8 protein-coding genes are annotated in these 3,888 nt (G+C 67.2%); 4 read left to right on the forward strand and 4 right to left on the reverse strand.

What is annotated here, in order from left to right; translation table 11 throughout:
* Positions 1-463: 463 nt before the first annotated feature.
* The gene (locus GA0115259_RS34350) at positions 464-1,405 is read left to right on the forward strand and encodes an endonuclease/exonuclease/phosphatase family protein (protein WP_093604168.1); all 942 of its coding nucleotides are present in this window, start codon (positions 464-466) and stop codon (positions 1,403-1,405) included.
* 304 nt (positions 1,406-1,709) lie between these two features.
* Here GA0115259_RS34350 and GA0115259_RS34355 read toward each other — a convergent pair whose 3' ends face one another.
* Positions 1,710-1,967, reverse strand: a complete 258-nt coding sequence (locus GA0115259_RS34355) for a hypothetical protein (protein WP_093604170.1) — start codon at positions 1,965-1,967, stop codon at positions 1,710-1,712.
* A gap of 169 nt (positions 1,968-2,136) precedes the next feature.
* Here GA0115259_RS34355 and GA0115259_RS34360 point away from each other — a divergent pair, with 169 nt between their 5' ends.
* Positions 2,137-2,496, forward strand: coding sequence for a DUF6233 domain-containing protein (locus tag GA0115259_RS34360; protein ID WP_093604172.1), 360 nt, complete (start codon positions 2,137-2,139; stop codon positions 2,494-2,496).
* 4 nt (positions 2,497-2,500) lie between these two features.
* On the opposite strand, the gene GA0115259_RS34365 is transcribed toward GA0115259_RS34360, so the two are convergent.
* The 3 genes from GA0115259_RS34365 to GA0115259_RS34370 all read right to left on the reverse strand — a co-directional run bounded on the left by GA0115259_RS34365 (position 2,501) and on the right by GA0115259_RS34370 (position 3,384).
* The gene (locus GA0115259_RS34365; RefSeq protein WP_093604174.1) at positions 2,501-2,698 is read right to left on the reverse strand and encodes a hypothetical protein; all 198 of its coding nucleotides are present in this window, start codon (positions 2,696-2,698) and stop codon (positions 2,501-2,503) included.
* Between the two features lie 153 nt (positions 2,699-2,851).
* Entirely contained in the window at positions 2,852-3,109 is a 258-nt protein-coding gene (locus GA0115259_RS39780) for a hypothetical protein (RefSeq protein ID WP_141716806.1), read from the reverse strand.
* Between the two features lie 5 nt (positions 3,110-3,114).
* Positions 3,115-3,384, reverse strand: coding sequence for a hypothetical protein (locus GA0115259_RS34370; RefSeq protein WP_093604176.1), 270 nt, complete (start codon positions 3,382-3,384; stop codon positions 3,115-3,117).
* Positions 3,385-3,521: 137 nt separating this feature from the next.
* Between GA0115259_RS34370 and GA0115259_RS34375 the strand changes: the two genes are divergently transcribed.
* Positions 3,522-3,710 (forward strand): hypothetical protein, encoded by a 189-nt coding sequence (locus GA0115259_RS34375; protein ID WP_093604178.1) that lies wholly within the window; start codon positions 3,522-3,524, stop codon positions 3,708-3,710.
* Positions 3,710-3,877 (forward strand): hypothetical protein, encoded by a 168-nt coding sequence (locus GA0115259_RS40845; RefSeq protein ID WP_176732756.1) that lies wholly within the window; start codon positions 3,710-3,712, stop codon positions 3,875-3,877. The genes GA0115259_RS34375 and GA0115259_RS40845 overlap by 1 nt, the downstream gene beginning before the upstream one ends.
* Positions 3,878-3,888 lie beyond the last annotated feature (11 nt).

The following is a 3,888-nucleotide window of genomic DNA, read 5'->3' on the forward strand; positions in this document are numbered from 1 at the left end:
ATGCTGCGCGCGGCCGTCCGCTACGCGTGCTGCCCCGGCTGGTGGCGGCCCGGACACCTGTACGTACACCACCCCGACTGCACCAAGGGGCCTACTCCATGACTCACACCAACCCGGAGAACCGTGGGTACTGACGGCCGCTGCCCGCCCACAGGACACCATCCGCGTGTCGGCCGCCTTCGAGGCGACACTTGAGACCACCGCCGCTTGCGGGCCGATGAACCCCATCTACATGCGACACGGAAAGGGTTGGCGCAATCGCTACTTGTTCCTGACAATTAGGCCCTCTAGAAATTCTCACAGTTGCTCCCGTTGGCGACGGGAGCAGAACCCATGCGCTTCGCGAACGGTCCAGATATAGGAATCTGGGAATCCGTTTTCGCGTTCGCACGTCAAAACAGGGGGAAATGTGAGAGGAAGCCGACAGGGAAAGATCTTAGGCGGGGCGATCACAGCGGCCGCCATGACACTCATACCAGTACAGCCAGCCATCGCGCTGGCCACCTCGCCCTCGACGAAGGCTGCGGATGTTGCTCCGCGCAGCCTGCCGTCCAGGGTCAGCGTACTGACCTGGAACATCTGCGGGGCCCTCAAGCCCGATGCCGACAACAGCTGTCCAGGCACGAACAGTGGCAAGATCAACGAACTCGTCAACCGCGTGCAGAAAGACAAATCGATCGCGATCGTAATGATCCAAGAGACCTGTGAAAGCCTGCATTCCAAACCGCTCCAAGGCGAGCTGAACCGCAGAACTTCCAGCGAGTGGGTCGTACGACACCGCACCGCCAAGGGAATCGGAACAGGCACACCGGTCAGGTGCCCAAGGAGCGGCAAGGGTGAAGCAGGCGTCGCCATCGCAATGAAGAAGCTTCCGGGCAGCGACATAGTCAACGATGGCCAGGGAAAACCCGGCTGGGACATGACCTTCCGCAGTACGTCCGAGGCCGGCGGAAGGCACACGCAGGGCGCCGCGTGCATCCAGGACCGCGGAAACAAACTGCTCGCCTGCACCAGCCATTTCGCCAACGAGAATGCCGACCCGTCCAAGGCAATGCGCAAAGCATCCGCCAAGGACTTCCGAGATCAGGCGCGGGCCTGGCAGAACGGCAGGTACCGCACCATCATCGGCGGGGACTTCAACCTCAAACCCAGCGACAAGGAGATCAAGCCCCTCGAAGTCGGCAACTTCGAAGCCGATTCGGACGAAAAGTGCACCACCACCGGCCCCTGGTTCCTCAAAGGCTGCCGCAACGTAGCCGGCGCGAAGCTCGACTACATCTTCTTCAGCGACTACGGCTGGGACCTGGAGCAAGGCCGCCCCATCTATGTTGGGTCGCGGTCCTACGATTTCGGCCGTCTCAGCGATCACTGGATGCTCCGGGGCGTCGTTCGCCCCAGCGCCTGACCGCGCCTCCAAGCACATCGTGTTGCCACGCAGCGTTGCGGGGAGCGTGAAATCCCAAACACTCGCGCACGGCTGGTGCACGCTCTGGCCCCGTCAACACTGAGGACACGCGGCGATGATGACGTTGCACAGACGCCCCGCCGCCCACCACGGGCGACGGGGCGTCAAAACATCCAGACGACAAGCACCAGGCCGGAGCCAGGTAACTGGACCCTCCCCACGGTGGCAGTGGCCCCGGAGACACGATCGCCCGCCCTTGAATACAGCTGGGGCGGGCGATCACGCAACCCGACGTCACCCGGCCTCAGCCCGACGACCCCGGACGCACCTCCAGTCCCGCCCCAGGCTGGCTGATGAGAAGCGCCATCAGCTCCACGGGATCCATATGCGGTGTCTGAAACTGGTTTCGACACGCACACATGAACGTGGCCGGGCCACCCTGATGCCCGAACACAGTCAGCTCCTCAGTGGCGCCACAGCCTGGACATGCGACCTCCACCCCGTTGACGGTCAACCCCTTGTGGAGCTGCAGGTCGTAGAACACCGGTCCGTTGTCAGCCATGACGGCATCATCGCGGCCCTGGCCTGAGCCTGGGAGGGCGCACGGGAGCGCGCCGCGGCACCCGGCCGCCCCCGAACCACTGCCCGGCCGTGGTACCGCCCGGGCGGTCGTGCGCAATGGGCGTAGCGCCCCGGAGGCGGCCATTCCGGACGCGGCTACCATCGAACATGTGACCGGACACCTGGCCCCGCGCGTGACCGTCACCCTCCCCGGGGGACGCGTGACCGAGGGGCGCCTCCACGCACGCCGCAGGGACGCGGACGGCCGGTGGCAGTACCAGGTCACCGTCGAGCTACCGTCCGGCCTCGTCCACCCCATCGCTGGCGAGGACTACAGCCAGGTGGTCACCGACCGGGCCGGCGCCACGGGCTGGGTCCTCCAGACATTCCCTGCCGGTCATGCAGTCGTCCACGAGGCGGGCTGCTGGGTGCCCTCCGGGCATCTCGGCGCGGCGAGCCGCGAGCAGGCCGCCGACCTGATCGCACGCGGGCGCGCCGAGCCGTGCGACGTCTGCAAACCCGAGCCCTAGCCGGTCACTCAGGGGCGGTACGGCTCAGGACGTCGTCCATACCCCCTGCGGCGGCCATCAGCCGTGCGGAGTACTCAGGGTCGGTGGCCGCCGCCTGTCCGGCCGCGAAGGCGACCAGCGCCTTCGCGGCGGTGAGCGCGGCCCGCAGGTCCGCGATGTACAGATCGCGGGGGTCAGCGGCACGGGCGGGCGTAGCGGCCATGATCGGATCTCCTGTCGGTCTGGACGTGCTGCTCACCGGATTTAAAGGGTTTCAGAGGCGGTCACTCACAGGTGCTGCGTCTTCGATAGTCGGCCCGAACGAGAAGGCCCCCACCCCGGGCGATCCGGGTGGGGGCCGACGTCGTACGGGCAGCTACAGCCGCCACTCCGGGCAGGCGCGCGGGTCCTCTCCGTCGCATGCCTCACACCAGTGCTGCACCACCTCCAGCGGAGCCAGACATAGACATTCGCCACCCGGACACTCCTCGATCTCTGGACGACCGCAGTGGTGGACGAGGTGCCACCGCAGCTCCGGCCAGTCCGGCGGATACTGCGTGCCGCAGTCAACGCAGCGCGGCCACGAGTCCTCCTCGCGGGGCGGCGCGGGGCTCAGCCACAACGGTGTAGCCATCGGGGTCACTCCTTCGACTTCAGGTCGGTGCGCTCCCCTTGGCGCGTGGTGCGGCCTCGGAAGTACCGCTCCACCGCGCCCCAGTCGAAGATGCGCGTGCGCCCCCGCTCGAAGACCGGCTTGGGCCAGTCCTCATCCTCAGCGGCCAACTGGCGGATGCGCGCAGGGCCGACCTTCTTCAAGCCCGCCGCTTCGAGGAGCTCGGGCATCTCTGGAATCGTCACCAACTTCGGCACCTCCGGCGCGCGCTCGCCCTCGTTCGGGGAGCTGGGCATGGCCCCATCCTCTCACAACTTATTTGCGTTGACGCAAACAAGTGCTACGGTCGTTCTCGTCACCAACAGAACGGCCCGGCCGGAGCGGGAACTCCGGCCGGGCCAGCCATCCACCTGCATCACCAGGAGGAACAGCCGTGGACCACCGTACCGATCAGCCCACCCCCCAGCCCAGCCCGGCGCAGCAGCCCGAGCCGGACCGTACGCCGCGCCCCAGCCAGATCCTCGCCCAGCCCGCGACCGTAGCCACCTGCACCGCCGACTACGACAGCGCCGCCGACGTCCGACAGACCATGGACCGCCAGAACACCACGAGGCGGCACTGATGGCCTTCCTCGACTGGCTCACCGCCCGCGACCGGCGCCTCGCCGAAACCCGCTACGCCGACCGCGAGAGCGCCTCGGACCGCGCCGCACGCCTCCGCCGCGAACGCCACCACCAGCGCCTCGCACGCGACAGCCAGCGCAACGGGCAGTCCCAACGCCGCCGCTGACACCCCTGACC

The sequence above is a fragment of the Streptomyces sp. MnatMP-M17 genome (assembly GCF_900091995.1).
In the GTDB taxonomy this organism is placed as follows: domain Bacteria; phylum Actinomycetota; class Actinomycetes; order Streptomycetales; family Streptomycetaceae; genus Streptomyces.

Bases quoted from the DNA above. Each gene is read 5' to 3' on its own strand.
- GA0115259_RS34365 (WP_093604174.1), bottom strand. From the start codon at position 2,698: ATGGCCGCTACGCCCGCCCGTGCCGCTGACCCCCGCGATCTGTACATC.
- GA0115259_RS40845 (WP_176732756.1), top strand. From the start codon at position 3,710: ATGGCCTTCCTCGACTGGCTCACCGCCCGCGACCGGCGCCTCGCCGAA.
- GA0115259_RS34355 (WP_093604170.1), bottom strand. From the start codon at position 1,967: ATGGCTGACAACGGACCGGTGTTCTACGACCTGCAGCTCCACAAGGGG.
- GA0115259_RS39780 (WP_141716806.1), bottom strand. From the start codon at position 3,109: ATGGCTACACCGTTGTGGCTGAGCCCCGCGCCGCCCCGCGAGGAGGAC.
- GA0115259_RS34370 (WP_093604176.1), bottom strand. From the start codon at position 3,384: ATGCCCAGCTCCCCGAACGAGGGCGAGCGCGCGCCGGAGGTGCCGAAG.
- GA0115259_RS34350 (WP_093604168.1), top strand. From the start codon at position 464: ATGACACTCATACCAGTACAGCCAGCCATCGCGCTGGCCACCTCGCCC.